This window comes from Pseudomonas sp. A-1, assembly GCF_004801855.1.
GTDB lineage: Bacteria > Pseudomonadota > Gammaproteobacteria > Pseudomonadales > Pseudomonadaceae > Geopseudomonas.
Genome location: NZ_SSTC01000009.1, coordinates 64,958 through 84,342, shown reverse-complemented (window position 1 = coordinate 84,342; position 19,385 = coordinate 64,958). Strand labels below are relative to the sequence as shown.

14 protein-coding genes are annotated in these 19,385 nt (G+C 68.6%); 13 read left to right on the top strand and 1 reads right to left on the bottom strand.

The features are described 5' to 3' along the window. The coding region (gene cobJ / locus E5198_RS03210; RefSeq protein ID WP_256658957.1) for a precorrin-3B C(17)-methyltransferase at positions 1-810 on the top strand (810 nt) is incomplete at its 5' end. A 63-nt stretch (positions 811-873) separates the two neighbouring features. Here the strand turns inward: cobJ and bchE are convergent. Continuing rightward, positions 874-2,424, bottom strand: a complete 1,551-nt coding sequence (bchE, locus tag E5198_RS03205; RefSeq protein ID WP_136488572.1) for a magnesium-protoporphyrin IX monomethyl ester anaerobic oxidative cyclase — start codon at positions 2,422-2,424, stop codon at positions 874-876. A gap of 213 nt (positions 2,425-2,637) precedes the next feature. Between bchE and E5198_RS03200 the strand changes: the two genes are divergently transcribed. The 12 genes from E5198_RS03200 to E5198_RS03145 all read left to right on the top strand — a co-directional run bounded on the left by E5198_RS03200 (position 2,638) and on the right by E5198_RS03145 (position 19,370). Continuing rightward, positions 2,638-3,423 carry an SDR family oxidoreductase gene (locus E5198_RS03200; protein WP_136488571.1) on the top strand — a complete coding sequence of 262 codons (786 nt, stop codon included), beginning with the start codon at positions 2,638-2,640 and terminating at the stop codon, positions 3,421-3,423. A gap of 10 nt (positions 3,424-3,433) precedes the next feature. Continuing rightward, entirely contained in the window at positions 3,434-3,892 is a 459-nt protein-coding gene (locus E5198_RS03195) for a MaoC family dehydratase (protein ID WP_136488570.1), read from the top strand. A 13-nt stretch (positions 3,893-3,905) separates the two neighbouring features. Then, the gene (locus E5198_RS03190; protein ID WP_136488569.1) at positions 3,906-5,120 is read left to right on the top strand and encodes an acetyl-CoA C-acyltransferase; all 1,215 of its coding nucleotides are present in this window, start codon (positions 3,906-3,908) and stop codon (positions 5,118-5,120) included. A 270-nt stretch (positions 5,121-5,390) separates the two neighbouring features. Then, the gene (locus tag E5198_RS03185) at positions 5,391-6,365 is read left to right on the top strand and encodes a YCF48-related protein (protein WP_136488568.1); all 975 of its coding nucleotides are present in this window, start codon (positions 5,391-5,393) and stop codon (positions 6,363-6,365) included. 10 nt (positions 6,366-6,375) lie between these two features. Next, complete coding sequence (locus E5198_RS03180) at positions 6,376-8,802, top strand: RND family transporter (RefSeq protein WP_136488567.1); 2,427 nt, start codon at positions 6,376-6,378, stop codon at positions 8,800-8,802. Positions 8,803-9,047: 245 nt separating this feature from the next. Continuing rightward, complete coding sequence (locus E5198_RS03175) at positions 9,048-10,241, top strand: helix-turn-helix transcriptional regulator (protein WP_256658956.1); 1,194 nt, start codon at positions 9,048-9,050, stop codon at positions 10,239-10,241. A gap of 91 nt (positions 10,242-10,332) precedes the next feature. Then, complete coding sequence (locus E5198_RS03170) at positions 10,333-11,097, top strand: SDR family oxidoreductase (RefSeq protein WP_136488566.1); 765 nt, start codon at positions 10,333-10,335, stop codon at positions 11,095-11,097. Between the two features lie 193 nt (positions 11,098-11,290). Beyond that, positions 11,291-12,139, top strand: a complete 849-nt coding sequence (locus E5198_RS03165; RefSeq protein ID WP_136488565.1) for an SDR family NAD(P)-dependent oxidoreductase — start codon at positions 11,291-11,293, stop codon at positions 12,137-12,139. Between the two features lie 137 nt (positions 12,140-12,276). Continuing rightward, positions 12,277-13,305: a Rieske 2Fe-2S domain-containing protein gene (locus E5198_RS03160; protein WP_136488564.1), complete on the top strand. Its 1,029-nt coding sequence runs from the start codon at positions 12,277-12,279 to the stop codon at positions 13,303-13,305. A gap of 713 nt (positions 13,306-14,018) precedes the next feature. After that, entirely contained in the window at positions 14,019-15,077 is a 1,059-nt protein-coding gene (locus E5198_RS03155; protein WP_136488563.1) for a YCF48-related protein, read from the top strand. A gap of 17 nt (positions 15,078-15,094) precedes the next feature. Continuing rightward, positions 15,095-17,488: an RND family transporter gene (locus tag E5198_RS03150; protein WP_136488562.1), complete on the top strand. Its 2,394-nt coding sequence runs from the start codon at positions 15,095-15,097 to the stop codon at positions 17,486-17,488. A gap of 304 nt (positions 17,489-17,792) precedes the next feature. Then, positions 17,793-19,370: a DUF1302 domain-containing protein gene (locus E5198_RS03145; protein ID WP_168772464.1), complete on the top strand. Its 1,578-nt coding sequence runs from the start codon at positions 17,793-17,795 to the stop codon at positions 19,368-19,370. Positions 19,371-19,385 lie beyond the last annotated feature (15 nt).

The following is a 19,385-nucleotide window of genomic DNA, read 5'->3' as shown; positions in this document are numbered from 1 at the left end:
CTGTGCATCGGCCGCGCCGCGCAGCCGGTGGCGGTCGAGCGACTCGGCCGCGCCCGTGGGCGGCTCAGCGTGGTCGGCCTCGGCCCCGGCGCCGCCGAGCTGATGGTGCCGGCGGTGCGCCGGGCGCTGGACGAGGCCGAGGACATCCTCGGCTACGAGACCTACGTGAACATGGCCGGGCCGCTGCGCGCGGAGCAGGTGCGCCACTGCAGCGACAACCGCGAGGAGCTGCAGCGCGCCCGCCATGCCTTCGAGCTGGCCGCCAGCGGGCGCCGTGCGGTGGTGGTGTCCTCCGGCGATCCGGGGGTGTTCGCCATGGCCGCGGCGGTGCTGGAGGCGCTGGAGCAGAGCATTGACCCGCTCTGGCATGCGGTCGAGCTGGAAATCCTGCCGGGCGTCTCCGCCGCGCTGGCCACCGCCGCGCTGGCCGGTGCGCCGCTGGGCCACGACTTCTGCCTGCTGTCGCTGTCGGACAACCTCAAGCCCTGGGCGGTGATCGAGCAGCGCCTGGAGCACGCCGGCGCCGCCGATCTGGTGATGGCCTTCTACAACCCGATCTCCCGCGCCCGGCCCTGGCAGCTCGGTCGTGCCCTGGAAATCGTCAGGAGCCATCGTGCGCCGGAAACCCGCGTGGTGCTCGGCCGCGACATCGGCCGCCCCGGCGCCCGGCTCACCAGCCTGACCCTCGGCGAGCTGACCCCGGAGATGGTCGACATGCGCACCCTGGTGATCGTCGGCTCGTCGACCACCCGCAGCTTCCCGCGCGCGGATGGCGGCGACTGGGTGTATACGCCGCGCTGGTATCGCTGAGGTCGAGGCCCGGCAGTGCTCGAGACGGTTCGGTGCGCCACGGCAGATGCTGCCGGCGAGACTTCATTCCGCAAGCGTCTCGGCATGTTTCCTGTCCGTGGCGATCCGCTGGCCGCGGTCATGCGCGTATTCCGTTTCCGCCAGCGAAGGGCCGAGGAACTCGCGCAGGGTCGGTCCCGGCCTGAGCCCGGGGATGCGGCGCAGGAATTCCGCCACCTCGTGGAGCCAGACTCGCCGGCCGATCCGGCTGTACCAGCGCATGGCGTGGCGGAAGTCGCCGTCGCGGTGCAGGAGGATGCGTCCCAGCGCTCTGGGGCGGGACTGCATGGCCAGCTCAATCAGCTTGAACCACAGGAACACCCGCCAGGCCGGGACGCGTCGCACCGCCAGCACCTGATGCTTGTAGTCCCAGCGCCGGGTGTCCGTCTCGATGACCTGGCGCTCCTCCACCGTGGCATAGAAGGGTGTCCAGCGATGTGGCGTGGCGTAGATCAGCTGGATCTGGTCGGGGTCGTAGCGCAGCAGATGGCGGAACGACCGCCAGTAGTCGCGGTCGCCTTCCTCCTCGAAACCGAGCACGTAGGTGGCCATGGAGACGATGCCGTGCTGGCGCAGCAGGCAGATGGCCTGGCGGTCCTCGCTGACGTCCGCCCGCTTGTTGATGTTCGCCAGCGTGGCCTCGTCGTAGCTCTCGATGCCGAGCAGGAAGCGGATCACGCCAGCCCGGCGGTACAGATGGAGGATGTCGGCGTCGCGCACGATGTCGCCGGCGCGGGTCGAACCGACCAGCAGCAGCGGCACGTCTTCGGCGATCAGCGCCTCGAGGAAGGTCCGCCAGGCCTTGCGCGAGCCGGTGGGCAGTTCGTCGGCGAAGTTGATCAGCTCCACCCCGTGCTCGCGGTGCAGGCGCGCCAGTTCGCGGGCGAAGGCCACCGGGTCGCGGTGCCGCCATCGCGTCCAGAAGCCGCGCTGCCCGCAGTAGCTGCACGGGTAGGGGCAGCCGCGCGAGAACTGCACCACCACGGCGCGCTTGCCGCCCCAGTAGGAGTAGCGGGTATGGTCGATCAGCTCCCAGCCGACCCGGTAGGCGTCCAGGTCGCGCAACGGCGGCGCCGGCGGCGTGCCCAGCACCTGGCCCTGGTGGCGGAAGGCGATGCCCTTCACGCCGTCCAGCGGATCGCCGTCGCGCAGCGCTTCGAGCAGGGACAGGGCGGTCTGCTCGCCCTCGCCGCGCACGATGAAGTCGATGGCCGGGCAGTCGCGGAGGATTTCCTGCCAGTGATAGGTGGGGTGTACCCCGCCGTAGACGATGGTCAGCTCCGGCAGCGCCTGCTTGAGCAGCCGGCACAGCTCGACCACGGTGGCGTGCGCCGAACTCGACCCGGAATGGCCGAGCATCGCCACCGTCGGCCGCAGCTGGCGCACCTGCCCGGTGATCGCCGACAGCGGCAGGTTCTCGCGGTCGGCATCCAGCAGCGACACCGCGAACCCGGCATCCAGCAAGGGGCCGCCCACGCTGAGCAGGCCGAGTGGCGGCAGGTGCTCGTCGGGGATACGGCTGCCGATGGCAGTGTGGGGCGGGTTGATCAGGACGATCCTGGGCGGTGTGGGCATTCCTTGTCCCCTGGCGATGAAGTCTGGCTGCTCTGCCGCCGGGGATGGCCCGGTGGCGAGGCGGGCAGGTTATGCCATCCGGCTAGCGGAGGAGGGTGCGCCTCTTGGCAGCTTTGACGGCGCGCGCCCCTCTGCCCCGTCCGTTTTGACGATGTAGCACCCCCGAGCGCCCCGTATACCTGTGGCAGACCGTTTACCAACGAGGTTTCTGCCATGCGACAAGCTCCCCCCTACGTGCCCGGCCACCAGCTGCTGGCCGGCAAGTCCGTCCTGATCACCGCCGCCGCCGGCGCCGGCATCGGTTTCGCCGCCGCCAGGCGCTGCGCGGAGGAGGGCTGCCGGGCGCTGATGATCTCCGACATCCACCCGCGCCGTCTGGAAGAGGCGGTCGAGCGCCTCAAGGCCGAGACCGGCCTCGAAGCCGTCTACGGCCAGCTGTGCAACGTCGCCGTGGAAGAGGAGGTGCAGGCGCTGATCGCCGCCGCCGAGCTGGCTCTGGGCGGCGTCGACGTGCTGATCAACAACGCCGGCCTCGGCGGCCAGAAGCGCGTCACCGAGATGAGCGACGAGGAGTGGAGCAGGGTGCTCGACATCACCCTGACCGGCACCTTCCGCATGACCCGCGCCATGCTGCCGCACATGCAGGGCCGCGGCCGCGGGGTGATCGTCAACAACGCCTCGGTGCTCGGCTGGCGCGCGCAGAAGGAGCAGGCCCACTACGCCGCGGCCAAGGCCGGGGTGATGGCGCTGACCCGCTGCAGCGCCCTGGAGGCCGCCGAGTTCGGTGTGCGCATCAACGCGGTATCGCCGTCCATCGCCCTGCACGACTTCCTCAAGAAGGCCTCCAGCGAGGAGCTGCTCGCCCAGCTGGCCAGCCGCGAGGCCTTCGGCCGCGCCGCCGAGGTCTGGGAAGTGGCCAACGTGATGGTCTTCCTGGCCAGCGACTACGCCTCCTACATGACCGGCGAAGTGCTGTCGGTCAGTTCCCAGCAGGCCTGAGGAGCGCGCCATGACCACCATCTATTCCAGCGCCGAACAGCTGCTCGCCGCCGAGGGCCAGGACCTCGGTGCCACCGAGTGGCTCGAGATCGACCAGGCGCGGGTCAACCTGTTCGCCGAGGCCACCGGTGACCACCAGTGGATCCACGTCGACCCGGTGCGCGCCGCCAGCGGCCCGTTCGGCGGCTGCATCGCCCACGGCTACCTGACCCTGTCGCTGGTCAACCTGTTCCTGCCGCAGCTGATCCAGGTCGACAACCTGCGCATGGGCGTCAACTACGGCTGCGACCGCGTGCGCTTCCCGGCGCCGGTCAAGGTCGGCGCGCGCATCCGCGGGCGCGGCGAGGTGGTGCGCGTCGAGCAGGTCGGCGCGGCGGTGCAGGCCACCGTGCGGGTCAGCGTCGAGATCGAGGGCGGCGAGCGCCCGGGCTGCGTGGTCGACACCATCAGCCGCTACACCTTCAACTGAGCGAGAGATTCCCATGCAAGCCAATCCGAACGATGCGGTGATCGTGTCCACCGCGCGCACCGCGCTGACCAAGTCCTTCCGCGGCTCCTTCAACGATACCGAGGCGCCGGTGCTCGGCGGCCACGTGGTGCGCGCGGTGGTCGAGCGCGCCGGCATCGAGCCGGGCGCGGTGGAGGACGTGATCATGGGCGCGGCGGTGCAGCAGGGCACCCAGGCCTACAACATCGGCCGCCTGTGCGCCTACACCGGCGGCCTGCCGGACACGGTGCCGGGCATGGCGCTGGACCGCATGTGCGCCTCCGGCCTGATGACCATCGGCGTCGCCGCCAAGGGCATCATGACCGGCGAGCTGGGCGTGGCGGTGGCCGGCGGCGTCGAGTCGCTGTCGCTGACCCAGACCAAGCACAAGAACAGCTATCGCGCACAGTCGCTGGCGGTGCAGGAAGTGGTGCCGGCGGCCTACATCCCGATGCTGGAGACCGCCGAGATCGTCTCGCGCCGCTACGGCATCTCGCGCGCCGCCCAGGACGAGTATTCCCTGCAGAGCCAGCAGCGCACTGCCGCGGCGCAGGCCGCCGGGCTGTTCGCCGACGAGATCGTGCCGCTCGCCGCGCGCAAGCTGTGCTTCGACAAGGAGGGCAACCCGACCGGCCACGAGGAGGTGCTCGCCGACCGCGACGAGTGCAACCGCCCGTCGACCAGGCTGGAGGACCTCGCCGCGCTGAAGCCGGTGTGGAAGGACGGCAAGTGGGTGCAGCAGGGCGAGTTCATCACCGCCGGCAACGCCTCGCAGTTCTCCGACGGCGCCGCGGCGACCCTGCTGATGAGCCGCGCCGAGGCCACCCGCCGTGGTCTGGCGCCGCTCGGCGTGTACCGCGGCATCGCCGTGGCCGGCTGCGCGCCGGAGGAGATGGGCATCGGCCCGGTGTTCGCGGTGCCCAAGCTGCTCAACCGCTTCGGCCTCACCGTGGCCGACATCGGCCTGTGGGAGATCAACGAGGCCTTCGCCTGCCAGGTGATCCACTGCCGCGACGTGCTGGGCATCCCCGACGACCGCCTCAACGTCAACGGCGGCGCCATCGCCATCGGCCACCCGTTCGGCATGTCCGGTGCGCGCATGGTCGGCCACGCCCTGCTGGAAGGCCGTCGCCGCGGCGTGCGCTACGTGGTGGTGGCCATGTGCATCGGCGGCGGCATGGGTGCTGCCGGCCTGTTCGAGATCGCCTGATTTACACCCATATGTAGGGGCGAATTCATTCGCCAAAACGCCTCGCAAAGGCGAATGAATTCGCCCCTACAAGCCGCTCTGCGCCAGCCCTGTCCATCCCCATTCCCCCCTCTGTGCCGGCGTACTCCTTATGGACGATGCCGGCACCGCTCTATCTGGGGACTATCGGGCTGTATCCGCCTGCGTCGAGCGACCGCCGCGTCGCGCTCGCCCACAACAAGAACAAGGGAAAGACAGCATGAAAGCACTCAATCGCCTGCGGAGGTCGCCATGCGCCAGTTGATCGCCTACGCCGTCTCGGCCGTGGTCGCGGCAACCACCGCGTACGCCTTCTCGCACCGTACCCCGCCACCCCTGCCGGCCACCGAGCTGCGCACCGACCGCCTGCTGATCAACGACATGACCGTCGACGGCCACCGGGTGGTTGCGGTCGGCGAGCAGGGCATCGTCCTCACCAGCGACGACCTCGGCGACAGCTGGCAGCAGGCCGCCATCGACCAGCGCCGCGGCAGTTCGCTGACCGGCGTGGCGCGGCTGTCGGCCGAGCGCCTGGTGGCGGTCGGTCACGACGGCTGGATCCTGCGCTCCGCGGACGGCGGCAAGCACTGGCAGGAGAGCCGCATCGACAACGAGCTGGCCGAGCCGCTGCTCGGCGTCTGGGCCGGCGCCGGAAACACCGTGATGGCCTATGGCAGCTACGGCAAGTTCTTCGTGTCCCGCGACGCCGGGCAGAGCTGGCAGGCCCGCGAGCTGCCGGTGGACGGCTATCACCTCAACGGCATGGACGGCGGCGCCGACGGCCAGCTGATGCTGGTCGGTGAGCAGGGCACGGTGCTGCGCTCGGCCGACGGCGGCGAGAACTGGGAAGCCCTGCCGGCCTTCTACAAGGGCTCGCTGTTCGGCGTGGTGCGCCTGTCGGCGCAGCGCTGGCTGGCCTACGGCATGCGCGGCCATGTGTTCGTCAGCGACGACTTCGGCCAGAACTGGACCCAGGTCCCGCTCGGCCATACCGCGCCGCTCTACGGCCATGCGCGGCTGCCCGGGCAGACCGGCGTGCTGGTGGTCGGCGCCGGCGGCGTGGTCAGCCGCTTCGATGGCCAGGGCAAGCTGGTCGACAGCCTGCGCCTGAAGAGCCTCGGCACCCTGACCTCGGTAGCGGCGCTGGACGAGCGTGTGCTGGTGGTCGGCGGCGAGCAGGGCGTGTTCAAGAGTTTCCGTGGCGGCATCACCGCCGTGCAGGACTGAGGGTGACGTGATGAAAGGACAAACTTCCCGGGTGGATCGCTGGGTCGAGGCCTGTGCCGACCTGCTGATGGCCCGCCGCCGCGCGCTGATGGCGCTGTTCGTCGCCATCACCGTCGGCCTGGGCGCCAGCGCCCTGCAGACGCGGCTGGACCCTGGCTTCAACAAGCTGATCCCGCTGCGCCACGAGTACATGGTGAACTTCCTCGAATACAGCAAGGTGTTCACCGGCGCCAACCGCTTCCTGGTCAGCGTGCGCTGGAAGGGCGAAGGCGACATCTACAACCCGGTGTTCCTCGATACCCTGCGCAAGGTCACCGACGACGTGTTCTTCACCTCCGGGGTCAGCCGCTCCAGCGTGACCTCGCTGTTCACCCCCAACGTGCAGTACGTCGAGGTGACCGAGGACGGCTTCTTCGGCGACGTGGTGGTGCCGCCGCGCTTCGCCGGCACCCTCGAGGATCTCGAGCAGGTGCGCAGCAACACCGCGCGCTCCGGGCAGATCGGCCGCCTGGTGGCCACCGACCTGAAGGCGGCGATGGTGCGCGCCGACCTGCAGGACGTCGATCCGAAGACCGGCGAGAAGGTCGACTACGTCGAGGTGGCCAAGCGCCTCGAGGAAATCCGCAGCAAGTACAACAACGAGCAGATCGAGATCAACGTGGTCGGCTTCGCCAAGCTGGTCGGCGACGTGGTCGAGGGCCTCGGCGCGGTGATGGGCTTCTTCGTGGTGGCCTTCCTGATCACCGCGGCGCTGCTGTGGGGCTATTCGCGCTCGCTCAAGCTGACCGTGGTGGCGCTGGTGGTGGCGCTGCTGCCGGTGGTCTGGCTGCTCGGCCTGCTGCCGCTGCTGGGCCTGGGCATCGACCCGATGTCGATCCTGGTGCCGTTCCTGATCTTCTCCATCGGCGTGTCCCACGCGGTGCAGATGACCAACGCCTGGAAGCAGGACGTGCTGGCCGGCGCCAGCGCGCAGGACGCGGCCCATGCGGCCTTCTGCAAGATCTTCATCCCCGGCTCGCTGGCCCTGCTGATGAACGCCGTGGGCTTCGCGGTGATCATGCTGATCGACATCCCCATCGTCCACGAGCTGGGCGTGACCGCCTGCCTCGGCGTGCTGCTGATGATCGTCACCAACAAGATGATGCTGCCGATCATCATCTCCCACCTGCGTCTGGAACGCTCGGCGCAGCCCAGCAACAAGCCGCTGGAAGGCCGCAAGCACCCGCTGTGGTGGGGGCTTTCCAGCCTGGCCAAGCCCGGTCCGGCGCTGCTGGTGTTCGCCACCAGCCTGATCCTGCTCACCGTTGGCACCCTCAAGGCCCGCGACCTGCAGACCGGCGACATCGGCGCCGGCGCGCCGGAACTGCGCAGCGACTCGCGCTACAACCGTGACAACGCGCGGATCGTCGGCAGCTACGCCATCGGTCTCGATGTGCTGACCGTGTTCGTCGAGGTCAAGGATCACCCGGAAGCCTGCCTGGACCCGGCCGTGATGCGTGCGGTGGATCGCTTCGACTTCGCCGTGCGCCACATCGCCGGCGTGCAGTCGGTGTCCAGCGTCACCGGCACCGGCAAGGTGGTGATCGCCGGCAACAACGAGGGCAACCCGCGCTGGTCGGCGATTCCCAACTCCGAGCGCGGCCTGCAGCAGGGCTCGCGCGCCTATTCGTCGGAGCTGGGCATGGTCACCGACGGCTGCCAGCAGATGCAGATCCTGGTGTTCCTCACCGACCATGAGGGGGCGACCGTCGCCCACGTGGTCAAGGAACTCAAGCGCATCGTCGCCGCCGACGTCACTCCCGGAGTGAACTTCCGCCTGGCCGGCGGCAACGCCGGCATCATGGCCGCCTCCAACGAGGCGGTGGACCGCGCCGAGGTGATGATGCTGGCCGCGCTGTTCGGCTCGGTGGCGCTGTTCTGCTGGTTGACCTTCCGCTCGCTGCGCGCGGTGCTGTGCATCCTGGTGCCGCTGGCCATCGTCGCCATCCTCTGCAACGCGCTGATGGCGCTGCTCGGCATCGGCCTCAAGGTCGCCACCCTGCCGGTGGTCGCGCTGGGAGTCGGGGTCGGCGTCGATTATGGTATCTACCTCTACGAGCGCATCCAGCACGAGATGGAGGAGGGCCGCGACCTGCGCCACGCCTTCTACGAGGCGATGCGCCAGCGCGGCACGGCGGCGGTGTTCACCGCGCTGACCATGTCCATCGGCGTGTGCACCTGGGCCTTCGCTCCGCTGAAGTTCCAGGCCGACATGGGCGTGCTGCTGGCCTTCATGTTCCTGGTCAACGTGTTCGGCGCGATCTTCCTGCTGCCGGCGCTGGCTGCCTGGTTCAACGAGGGGCGGCCGCTGGTACGGGCGCGCGAGGGCGCAGCCACCGCCGACGGCAGCCAGCACCGGTCCCAGGCCGGGACGAAGGAGGCGACGGCCTGCGTGTAACAGCCGGAAACAGAAGTCAGGGAGGCCTCAAGATCGCGGCTCTTGAACTGCCTCCCGGCTTTGGCAGTATCCTGACGACAGGAAAATGACGAAGGTGCCCGCCGTTTCGACGGCGGCCGCACCGGCGCAGGAGGCGCACCGGGCAGGGGGCTTGCGCCGCCGGCCCGGAGGATGCCCGGGGCAACCTGATCGACAAGAACAATAAGGAGCCGGCCCATGAGCCGTCTCCGCCAAGAGGTGATAGGGTGGAAAAGACTACTGCAGACCTCCATGCCCTGGCGGGCCTGGATCTGGCCGAATACGACCGCCTGGTCGCGGCCCTGTACGATGCGGCGCTGGACAGCCGGCTGTGGCACATCCCCATGGAGCAGCTGCGCGACCTGTTCGCCGCCAACTACGTGACCCTGATCCTGCGCGTCCCCGACCAGTCGGACGCCGGCCTGATGATCGTCGCCGGCAACGTCGAGGGCGAGGGCAAGGTCACCTACCTGACCTACCCGCACTCCAGCACCCCCTTCATCAACCAGCCGGTCGACAAGGTGTTCACCGTCGACGACCTGATGAGCGAGAAGGACTGGCGCGAGTCCTCCTACTACCAGCACTGGTGCGGGCCGAAGGGCGTGTACCACGTGATGGGCGTGGACATCGCCACCCCGGATTCCGGCAAGCTGCGTTTCCGCATCACCCGCCCCGAATCCGCGCCGAAGTTCTCGGCGCGCGACCGCGCCCTGTGCGAGCTGATCCTGCCGCACCTGCGCCGCGCCCTCAACATGCACAACCAGCTGGACCGCAGCCAGTCGATGGGCACGCTGTATTCCCAGGCGATCAGCCGCCTGTCGGTGGCGACCATCGTGCTCGACGAGAGCGGCCGCGTGCTGCAGCAGAACGCCATCGCCCAGGAGATCCTCGCCGGTGCCGACGGTCTCAAGGTGGTCGGCGGTCGCCTGGAGGCCTCCTATCCCAGCGACAACCGCGAGCTGCAGCGCCTGGTGCGCAGCGCCTTCGCCCGTCAGGGCAAGGAGAGTCCGCCGATCGCCGAGGCGGTGTCGATCGCCCGGCCGTCCGGCCAGGTCAGCCTGGTGGTGGTGGTGGAGTCGGTGCCCTCGCTGGAGTGGGCGGAAAGCAAGGGCCAGCCGGCGGTGGTGGTGTACATCCGCGATGCGGTCGGCAAGTCGCTGACCAGCACCACGGTGGCCAAGCAGCTGTTCAACCTGACCCCGGCGGAAACCGCGCTGTGCCTCGAACTGGCCAACGGCCTGTCGCTGGAGGAGGCCGCCGAGGCGCTGAACATCCGCCGCAACACCGCGCGCGCCCACCTGCGCGCGATCTTCTCCAAGACCGGCGTGCGCCGGCAGACCGAGCTGGTGCGCATCATGCTCAACAGCGTGATGGCAGTCGGCCAGGCCGACGGCCAGGCGCAGCGGCTGCGCGCCGGCTGATATCGTCCGCTCGGACGATTCGACGCGCGCCGCGCCGCCCCTAGAGTGGGGCAAACCCAGCCATCCAAGCCAGTCATCAAGGAGAGTTTCCATGCCAGTCACAGCTGTCAGCGGTTCCGCGTCGGGCATCGGCGCCGCCGTGTGCGCCGCCCTGCGCGCCGCCGGTCACCAGATCATCGGCATCGACCGCGCCAACGCCGAGGTGATCGCCGACCTGTCCACCCCCGAAGGCCGCCAGGCGGCGGTCGACGAGGTGCTCGACCGTTGCGACGGCGTGCTGGACGGCCTGGTGTGCTGCGCCGGCGTCGGCGTCACCCTGCCATCTTCGGTGATCGTCGCGGTCAACCACTTCGGCGTCACCGCACTGGTCGACGGACTAGCCAGCGCGCTGGCGCGCGGCGAGCGCGGTGCGGCGTTGATCGTCGGCTCGGTGGCCGCCACCCAGCCGGGCGCCGACAGCCAGCCGATGACCGAGGCCATGCTGGCCGGCGACGAGGCGCGCGCCATTGCCCTGGCCAGCGAGCTGAACCAGGCACACGTCGCCTATGCCAGCTCCAAGTACGCGGTGACTCGCTACGCGCGGCAGAAGGCGGTGGAGTGGGGTGGCCAGGGCCTGCGCCTCAACGTGGTTGCGCCGGGCGCGGTGGAGACCCCGCTGCACCAGGCCTCCTTGGAGGATCCGCGCTTCGGTCAGGCGGTGCGCGACTTCGTCGCCCCGCTGGGCCGCGCCGGCCAGCCGGCGGAGATCGCCGCGCTGGTCGCCTTCCTGCAGTCGCCGCAGGCCAGCTTCATCCACGGCAGCGTGATGTTCGTCGATGGCGGCATGGATGCCATGGTGCGCCCGGCGAAGTTCTGACTTCATCGGTAACGACGAGGCCACCTGCGGGTGGCCTCGTCGTTTCTGGTCCGTATTGACGATGCCCCCTGGGGTGCCCGGCACCAAGACTTGAGCTGTAGGGGCGAATTCATTCGCCAACGTGGCCGCGTCGGGCGAATGAATTCGCCCCTACAGAGGATTCGATTCGGGGATTCAATTCAAGGAGTCTGCAATGAACAAGGTGGCATTCATCACCGGCGCCAGCCGGGGCATCGGCCGCGCGACGGCGCTGGCCTTCGCCCGCGCCGGCTTCGACGTGGCGATCAGCGCGCGCACGCTGGAGGAGGGCGAGAGCCACCAGCACGCGCTGCGCAACCCGGACGGCACGCCGCTGCCCGGCAGCCTGGCGGCGACCGCCGCGGCCATCCGCGAGCTGGGCCGCGAGGTGTTCGTGGTACGCATGGACCTGCTCGACGCGGAATCGGTATGTGCCGCCTGCGCGGCGGTGCTGGAACACTTCGGGCGCATCGACGTGCTGGTCAACAACGCCATCTACCAGGGCGGCGACCTCAACCTGCCGTTCCTCGAGCTGGAGCCCGAGACCCTGCTGCGCGTCTACCAGGGCTACCTGCTGGCGCCGTTCCTGGCCACCCGCGCGGTGCTGCCGCAGATGCTCGAGCGCGGCGAAGGGGTGATCATCAACGTCACCTCCGGCGCCGGCGAGAGCGACCCGCCGGTGGCGGCCGGGCGCGGTGGCTGGGGCTATGCCTACGGCGCCGGCAAGGCCACGGTGTCGCGCCTGTCCGGGGTGCTGAGCACCGAGCTGGGCGAGCGCGGCATCCGCGCCTTCACCATCAACCCTGGCGTGGTCACCACCGAGGCGCTGATGGCCACCATCGGCGACAAGGGCGTGATCGCCCTGCGCGGCGGCATGGCGCCGCCCGAGGTGCCGGCGCAGGTCATGCTCTGGCTGGCCACCGCCGCCGAGGCGGGGCAGTTCCAGAAGCGCACCATCGCCGCCCAGCCGTTCGCCCTGGAGCAGGGCATCGTCGCCGACTGGCGGGTGCCGGCCGGCGCCTGAAATCGCGCTTTCTAGTCCAAGCGGATGATGAGCGCAGGGCGTGCCTCGGTGAAGATCGTCGGACGCCGCCGTCCGGCCCGCCCCGAGGCGCGGCCGGACGGCGTCCCGCCTTGCGTGTGCTCAACGGAGAAAGCCTGATGACCAATAACAACACCAACAATGCGCTGCCGCACCGTTTCGCGCGCGGCTGGCACTGCCTGGGTGTCGCCGACGACTACCGCGACGGCAAGCTGCACACCCTGAACATCTTCGGCACCCGCCTGGTGGCCTTCGCCGACGACAGCGGCAAGATCAACGTCCTCGACGCCCACTGCCCGCACATGGGCGCGGACCTGTCGCAGGGCACCCTGGAAGGCAACCGCGTGGTCTGCCCGTTCCACCACTGGCAGTTCGAGGGCAGCGGCCGCTGCGCTGAAATCCCCTACTGCGAACGCATCCCGCCCAAGGCCAAGACCCGCTCCTGGCTGACCTGCGAGGAGAACGGCCTGCTGTTCGTCTGGAACAACCCGGAAGGCAAGGCCCCGGCCGCAGACGTGGTGATCCCGCACCTGCCGGAAATCGACAGCGACGAGTGGTCGCACGACTGGCACCTCGACACCCTGATCATCGACACCCATCCGCGCGAGCTGGTCGACAACCTCGCCGACGCCCAGCACTTCGGTCCGGTGCACGGCACCCCGACCAAGTACTTCGCCAACGTGTTCGAAGGCCACATCGCCCACCAGATCTTCCATGGCGACTCGATCCGCCTGGGCGGGGACCTGGTCGCCGAGTCGGCCTACTTCGGCCCGGCCACCCACTTCACCCGCATGCGCGCGGTGTTCGAAGGCATGGAAGTGCACTCGATCCTGCTCAACTGCCACGTGCCGATCGGCCCCAACAGCTTCGAGCTGCGCTTCGGCTGCCTGGTGAAGAAGATGCCTGGCTGGAGTGAGGAGCAGAACGAGGCGCTGGCCAAGGAGTATGTGCAGCAGAACCGCACCTCCTTCTACCAGGACGTGGACATCTGGAAGCACAAGGTGTGCATCAACAACCCGGTGCTGGCCGAGGGCGACGGCCCGGTCTACCAGCTGCGGGAGTGGTACCAGCAGTTCTACACCGACGAGGCCGAGGTGCCGGCAGCGATGAGCGAGCGCCGCGAGATCGTTACCGTCGACAAGCGCTGATCCGCCCGTGATATACAAACCGCCCGGCATTCGCCGGGCGGTTTCGTTTGCGCCCCGTAAGGCGGCAGCGCTGCGAGCGGAATTTGAAGCGGGGGGAGGGCCAGTGCCTGAGCGGCTTCCGCGCTGTTTGGGCGAATTCATTCGCCCAAACACACCGCCAAGGCGCATGAATTCGCCCCTGCAGGCCGGGGGCGGCTGGCGTTCGCCGCCTAGAGGGACAGCTGGCCGAGCGAAATGGAGGGCGCGACGAGTTGTGCCGGACAGTACTGACAGCTGTCTGCCCGGGCGAGCAACGCAGGCTGGCTGCTGGGCAGCAGGGCGGGGGAGAGGGTGGTGCAGGCAGAAAATACGGCCAGGTAGATCAGCTTTCTTGTTTTCATTGTTGTTGTTCTCGCTATCGAACTGCAGGCAGCGAGCCGACGGCTTGCCGTCGCGTCTCAAGGCCACCATAGGAAGCGAGTGTGCTTTTGTCCTAGTCCGAACGGACTAGAAGCGACGAGCGGTTTCTCCATCGTCGCAGACGCAAGGCTGGCGCGCGGCCAGCCCAGAGCTTCCAGCGATCCCGTGCCCAAAGCATCGTCCGAATGAGGGAGGGATGACTCCCCTTGTCTGATCGGACGATGCGACGCCCCCTTGGCGCCGCCACAGTCTGGCCATCCCCCAGCACCGCAGTCTGCTTTGGGCTGCCGGAGCTGGGGTGACGAGGAGGAGTCATGCAGCCAGTCACAAAAATAAATACAGAGTCGGCCTTGCGCGCGGTGCCGCCGACAGAGGTCGGCGCCCACCAGGCGCCCGGCCGTTCCCGCATCTGGATCGGCCTGTGCATCGTCGGCCTGGTGGCCGCGGGCACGGTCGCGTCGTTCCTGCCCCGCCCCAGTCCGGCGTTCCCGTCCAGCGACGCCCGCCCGGAGCTGATGCTGATCAACGGCGCGACGCAGGCCGCCGGCGCGCAGCTGGTCGCCGCCGGCGAACTGGGTCACCTGTTCCACAGCCAGGGTGCCGGCCAGCCGTGGCGCGAGGCCGCAGTCGCGCCCCAGCGCGGCTCGACCCTGACCCAGGTGTTCTTCGCCGACCGGTCGCTGGGCCTGGCGATCGGCCATGACAACTGGATCCTACGCAGCGAGGACGGCGGCCGGAGCTGGCAGGAAGCCCACTTCGACGCCGAAGCCGCCGAGGCGCTGATGGGCGTGTGGGGCACTGCCCGAGGGCCGCTGTTCGCCACCGGCAGTTTCGGCCGCTTGCTGGTCTCGGAGGATCGCGGCAAGACCTGGCAGCCCCGCGACACCGGCCTGGGCGACCGCCATTTCTACGGCATCGCCGGTGGCGGCCAGCAGCGCCTGATGCTGGTCGGCGAGAGCGGCCTGGTCGCGCGCTCCGCCGATGGCGGGCAGAGCTGGGAACGCCTGCCGGACTTCTACAACGGCAGCTTCTTCGGCCTGATCGCCCTGTCGGCCAGCGACTGGCTGGTCTACGGCATGCGCGGCAAGGTGTTCCGCACCGGCGATTTCGGCGCTACCTGGCAGGAGGTCGACGCCGATACCGGCCTGTCGCTGTACGGCGGCACCCACACCGGCGACGGCAAGGTGGTGCTGGTCGGCGAGGGCGGCGTGGTCACCCAGTCCGGGGATGGCGGGCGGACCTTCAAGCGCCTCAACGACGGCGGCGCCGGCAGCCTCTCCAGCGTCGCCGAGCTGGCCGATGGCCGGCTGATCTTCACCGGGCAGTCCGGCATCGCCGTGTCCGGCGCGCCGGCCGCATCCCAGACTCACTGACACAAGCGGACACTCTCATGGACAACCACAAGAATGCCCAGTGGGTCGACCGCTGCGCCGACCTGCTCATGGCCAACCGCCGCTGGCTGCTGCTCCTGTTCATCCTGCTGACCGTGGTGTTCGCCGCGACGGCTACCCGGATCAAGCTGGACCCCGGCTTCTACAAGATGATCCCGCTGCAGCACCCGTACATGCAGACCTTCACCGAGTACCAGAAGGCCTTCCCGGGTGCCAACCGCGTGCTGGTCAACCTGCGCTGGAAAGGCGAGGGCGACATCTACAACGTGCAGTTCCTCAAGGCCCTGCGCGAGGCGACCGACGACGTGTTCTTCATCCCCGGCGTCGACCGCACCCGGGTGTCCTCGCTGTTCACCCCCGACACCCGCTTCATCGAGGTCACCGAGCAGGGCTTCTACGGCGACGTGGTGGTGCCGGCCAAGTTCGGCGGCTCGGAACAGGACCTGGCGACCGTGCGCCGCAACGTGGCGCGCGCCGGCGTCATCGGCCGCCTGGTGCAGGGCGACCTGCGCGGCGCGCTGATCCGCGCCGACCTGCAGGAAATCAACCCGGAGACCGGCGCGAAGGTCGACTACGTCGAGGTCGCCAGGGCGCTCGATGCGGTGCGCGCCAAGTACGCCAGCGCGCAGATCGAGGTCGACATCATCGGCTTCCCGGTGCTGATCGGCGACGTGGTCAGCGGCCTGAACGCGGTATTCGTGTTCTTCCTGCTGGCCTTCGTCATCACCACGGTGCTGCTGTTCGCCTACTGCCGCTCGCTGCGCATGACCCTGCTGGCCCTGGTGGTGGCGCTGCTGCCGGTGGTCTGGCTGCTCGGCCTGCTGCCGCTCTTGGGCTACGGCATCGATCCGATGTCGATCCTGGTGCCGTTCCTGATCTTCTCCATCGGCGTGTCCCACGCGGTGCAGATGACCAACGCCTGGAAGCTGGAGGTGCTGGGCGGGGCGAGTTCGCTGGCCGCGGCGCACAGCTCTTTCTGCCGCATCTTCGTGCCGGGCGCCCTGGCGCTGCTGGCCAACGCGCTGGGTTTTGCGGTGATCATGCGCATCCAGATCGACAGCGTGCGCGAACTGGGCATCACCGCCTGCCTGGGCGTGCTGCTGATGATCATCACCAACAAGATGATGCTGCCGATCCTGCTCTCCGGCATGCGTCTGGAAGACTCCGCGCGGCGCACCGCCACGGCGGGCGGCAAGCGCCATCCGTTCTGGTGGAAGCTGTCGGCGGTGACCAATCCCGGCACCGCGCTGCTGGTGGCCGTCGTCTGTCTGGGCCTGCTCGGCCTGGGCATCGCCGAGTCGCGCAAGCTGGTGGTCGGCGACATCGGCAGCGGCGCTCCGGAGTTCCGCGAGGACTCGCGCTACAACCGCGACAACGCCAGCATCGTCGGCAGCTACGCGATCGGCGTCGACGTGCTCAGCGTGGTGGTCGAGGCCAAGGGCTTCGAGGGCGATGCCTGCCTGCACTACTCGGTGATGAGCGCGGTCGACCGCTTCGCCACCTTCATGCGCGGCGTGCACGGCGTGCAGTCGGTGGTCAGCGTCCCGGACATGGCCAAGGTCGGCATCGCCGCCAACAACGAAGGCAATCCGCGCTGGGCCGCGCTGCCGCGCAGCAGCCAGGCCCTGCAGCAGGGCGCCGAGGCCTACAACCCGGACCTGGGCATGAACACCCAGGGCTGCACGGCGATGCAGGTGCTGATCTACACCCGGGACCACGAAGGCGCGACCCTCCATCACCTGACCAGCGAGATCAAGCGCTTCATCGCCGAGCAGCCTAAGGACAGCCCCGAGTTCCGCGTGGCCGACGCCTTCCGCCTGGCCGGCGGCAACGCCGGGGTGATGGCGGCGACCAACGAGGCGGTGGAGCAGGCCGAGGTGGAGATGCTGGTGGCCATCTTCGGCGCCATCACCCTGATGTGCTTCCTGATGTTCCGCTCCTGGAAGGCGGTGCTGTGCATCATCGCGCCGCTGGCGGTGGTGTCGGTGCTGTGCAACGCGCTGATGGCCGCGCTGGGCATCGGCCTCAAGGTGGCGACCCTGCCGGTGGTGGCCCTGGGCGTCGGGGTGGGGGTCGACTACGGCATCTACCTGTTCGAGCGGGTCAAGCACCAGATCGAGCACGAGGGCCAGGACCTGCGCATGGCGTTCTACGAGGCCATGCGCCAGCGCGGCACGGCGGCGATCTTCACCGCGGTGACCATGTCGGTCGGCGTGGCCACCTGGGCCTTCTCGCCGCTCAAGTTCCAGGCCGACATGGGCATCCTGCTGGCCTTCATGTTCCTGGTGAACGTGTTCGGCGCGGTGCTGCTGCTGCCGGCGCTGGCCTGCTGGCTGAACGTCGGTCGCGAGCGCCGCGCCGACCAGTTGCCCGCCGCTCAGCCTTCCGCCTGATCGACGCCGGTGGCTGTCCGTGACGGGCAGCCACCGGCAATTCCACTGACTTCGAGTGCGCGCCTGCATGCCGCGCAGGGGCACTTTCGTGCCTGCGAAAAGTGCCGATCGATAGCCGGAATGCTGCCGATCCGCCTAGTCCGAACCAAGTATGTGAGCGGATTTTTCGCGGGTAATCATGAACTCACTCGACGATCACCTGCGGTTGTCGAGGCAGAAGCCAACTGGCAAATGGCGGGTCTGCCGAGATGCAAGGCCGTATCAGGACAACAACCAACAAGATCCTCCGAGAGGAGCTGAACTGATGAATTACAAATACAAGAAACGTGGCGTGTCCCGCTTGCCGCATCATTTCAAACTCAGCCTGCTCGGCTGCGCCGTGGGCGTGCTGGCGCTGCCGGCCGCGCAGGCCGGCTCCTTCGAGTTCGGCGATGGTTTCGAAGTCGACTATCTGGCCACCTTCAACTACGGCCTGAACATGCGTGCCGAGAAGCAGGCGCACGAGTTGCTGAACAACATCAACGGCGACGACGGCAACCGCAACTTCGACCGTGGCAGCTTCTTCAACAACCGCGTCAGCCTGCTCGCCGAAATGGACATCCACAAGGGCGACTACGGCCTGATGCTGCGCGGCTCGTCGTTCTACGATTTCGCCTACAACCGCAAGAACGACAACCACTCGGCGAACACCATCAACAAGCTGGGTGATACCGACGAGTTCAGCTCCGAGGCCGAAGACCGCGTCGGCAAGCGCACCCGCCTGCTGGATGCCTACGCCTATGGCGGCACCACCGTCGGCGACAGCGGCTTCCTCGACGTGCGTCTCGGCAACCAGGTCGTCGCCTGGGGCGAGAGCCTGTTCATCTCCGGCATTTCCGGGGTACAGGGGCCGGTCGACGCCACCAAGAGCAACATCCCCGGCACCGAGATCAAGGAAATCCTCCTGCCCGAACTGCAGGCCTCCGCGTGCTTCTCGGTCAACGACTGGACCCTGCTCGGCTACTACCAGTTCAAGAACCATCCCTACGAGCTGTCGCCGGCCGGCGAGTACTTTTCCTACGCCGACATGATCGGCCCGGGCGGCCAGTACATCCGCTTCGCCCCGGGCGACCTGGCGACCCTGGCGGGCTTGGGTGCGGCCATTCCCCGTACCGAGACCGACAACGCCCGCGACGGCGGCGAGTGGGGCGTCGGGGCGCGCTACAAGCTCACCCCCTACACCGAGGTGGGCGCCTACCGCCTGCGCTACCACGAGCGCACGCCGAGCCTGCTGCTCAACATCGACCCCGTCACCTTCCTCCCGACTTCCTACACCCTCAAGTACTTCGAGGATGTCGACCTGACCGGCGCCAGCATCTCCACCCGCCTCGGCGACTGGCAGGTGTCCGGCGAGGTCAGCTACAAGGACGGCCTGTCGCTGCTGACCAAGACCGGCGTGTCGCGCGGCGAGGCGACCCAGGCGCAGGTTTCGCTGCTGAAGACCTGGGGCGACAGCTGGATCGCGCCGCAGACCTCCTTCGCCGGCGAATTCGGCGCGGTGCACATCAACGACGTCGACGATGGCGGCCTCGATGCCCTCGCCAACGACCGCAACGCCCAGTTCGGCCAGTTCATGGTGACCCTGACCTACCCGAACGTGTTCAACGGCTGGGACCTGGACGTGCCGTTCAGCTACGGCCACGCCTTCAACCAGTCCTCGGTGAGCACCTTCGGTTTCGGCGGCGATGGCGACGCCCGCGCCAGCCTCGGCGCCAAGTTCAAGTACCTGAACAACCTCGAGATGGGCCTGACCTACAACGCCTATCTGGGCTCGGCCGACCAGCTCGAGCGTCCGCTGGCCGACAGGGACTTCGTGGCCTTCAACCTCAAGTACAACCTGTAACAGCAGGAGACACAG

What these genes read in the sequence shown, in the direction of transcription:
- bchE (WP_136488572.1), bottom strand. Translation starts at nt 2,424, where the DNA reads ATGCCCACACCGCCCAGGATCGTCCTGATCAACCCGCCCCACACTGCC.
- E5198_RS03200 (WP_136488571.1), top strand. Translation starts at nt 2,638, where the DNA reads ATGCGACAAGCTCCCCCCTACGTGCCCGGCCACCAGCTGCTGGCCGGC.
- E5198_RS03195 (WP_136488570.1), top strand. Translation starts at nt 3,434, where the DNA reads ATGACCACCATCTATTCCAGCGCCGAACAGCTGCTCGCCGCCGAGGGC.
- E5198_RS03190 (WP_136488569.1), top strand. Translation starts at nt 3,906, where the DNA reads ATGCAAGCCAATCCGAACGATGCGGTGATCGTGTCCACCGCGCGCACC.
- E5198_RS03185 (WP_136488568.1), top strand. Translation starts at nt 5,391, where the DNA reads ATGCGCCAGTTGATCGCCTACGCCGTCTCGGCCGTGGTCGCGGCAACC.
- E5198_RS03180 (WP_136488567.1), top strand. Translation starts at nt 6,376, where the DNA reads ATGAAAGGACAAACTTCCCGGGTGGATCGCTGGGTCGAGGCCTGTGCC.
- E5198_RS03170 (WP_136488566.1), top strand. Translation starts at nt 10,333, where the DNA reads ATGCCAGTCACAGCTGTCAGCGGTTCCGCGTCGGGCATCGGCGCCGCC.
- E5198_RS03165 (WP_136488565.1), top strand. Translation starts at nt 11,291, where the DNA reads ATGAACAAGGTGGCATTCATCACCGGCGCCAGCCGGGGCATCGGCCGC.
- E5198_RS03160 (WP_136488564.1), top strand. Translation starts at nt 12,277, where the DNA reads ATGACCAATAACAACACCAACAATGCGCTGCCGCACCGTTTCGCGCGC.
- E5198_RS03155 (WP_136488563.1), top strand. Translation starts at nt 14,019, where the DNA reads ATGCAGCCAGTCACAAAAATAAATACAGAGTCGGCCTTGCGCGCGGTG.
- E5198_RS03150 (WP_136488562.1), top strand. Translation starts at nt 15,095, where the DNA reads ATGGACAACCACAAGAATGCCCAGTGGGTCGACCGCTGCGCCGACCTG.
- E5198_RS03145 (WP_168772464.1), top strand. Translation starts at nt 17,793, where the DNA reads ATGAATTACAAATACAAGAAACGTGGCGTGTCCCGCTTGCCGCATCAT.